The sequence below is a fragment of the Oribacterium sp. HCP3S3_B9 genome, assembly GCF_052064255.1.
Taxonomy (GTDB): domain Bacteria; phylum Bacillota; class Clostridia; order Lachnospirales; family Lachnospiraceae; genus Oribacterium.
Genome location: NZ_JBQHVY010000062.1, coordinates 1 through 901 on the forward strand (window position 1 = coordinate 1; position 901 = coordinate 901).

Annotated in this window: 1 protein-coding gene; it reads left to right on the forward strand. The window is 48.2% G+C overall.

Features of this window, described 5'->3' with window-relative positions; translation table 11 throughout:
• Positions 1 to 221 precede the first annotated feature (221 nt).
• Positions 222 to 830 carry an Ldh family oxidoreductase gene (locus ACTNC3_RS11405; RefSeq protein WP_441227505.1) on the forward strand — a complete coding sequence of 203 codons (609 nt, stop codon included), beginning with the start codon at positions 222 to 224 and terminating at the stop codon, positions 828 to 830.
• Positions 831 to 901: the final 71 nt, after the last annotated feature.

Consider the following 901-nt stretch of genomic DNA (forward strand, 5'->3'; position numbering starts at 1 on the left):
TGGAAACCCCCGCAACAAACAGGTGCTATGCACCCAGCCGGGAGCATAGCGCCGTTTGTTGTCAGCAGCCCGTTTCACGGTCTGCGTGTAGTTCCTTGTAAACTGACCTAATGTACTGGTCAGTAAACCATTAAATAACTGCAATGAAACGGAACAGACCTTCTACCGGTATGTTCTGTCTTATTTAAAAAATCAAAGAGAAGAAAGGAACCGCTAAAACAATGATCGTATCTTTTGAAGAAATGAAGGAAACCGCGAAAAGAGCATTTCTCAACCTTGGCCTGAATGAGGAACAGGCAGAGATATGTGCTGAAGTACATACAAGTTCCAGTGCGGACGGTGTGGAAAGTCATGGTATGAACCGTATCCCGCGTTTTGCGGATTATATGCACAGGGGCTGGATCGATCCGGAAGGAAAGCCGGAATTGATCCACAAACGAGGGGCAGTTGAGAATTACGATGGACATATGGGAATCGGCATCCTCAATGCGATTTTTGCCTCTGACCGCGCGGTTGAGCTTGCGAAAGAACATGGAATCGGGTGTGTCAGCATAAAAAATACTACGCACTGGATGCGCGGCGGTACATATGCATGGCGTATGGCTGAGAAAGGATTTATGGGGATCAGTTGGATCAATACGGAGAGTTGTATGCCTCTTTGGGGATCGGACGAGCAGAGCGTCGGCAACAATCCGTTCTGTATCGCCGTTCCCAGAAAGGATGAACCGATTGTCGTAGATATGGCAATGAGCCAGTATGCCTATGGAAAGCTTGGAGTCTACCGGCTGGCTGCAGTTTACGGAGCTCAGCGGTCGCTGTTCCGTTTTTGAACGGCCGCTTTCCGACGCAAAACGGCCGCTCTTTTTTTAATCAAGTGACATGAATTATCTGGTGTTGATCT

What these genes read in the sequence shown, in the direction of transcription:
- ACTNC3_RS11405 (WP_441227505.1), top strand. Translation starts at nt 222, where the DNA reads ATGATCGTATCTTTTGAAGAAATGAAGGAAACCGCGAAAAGAGCATTT.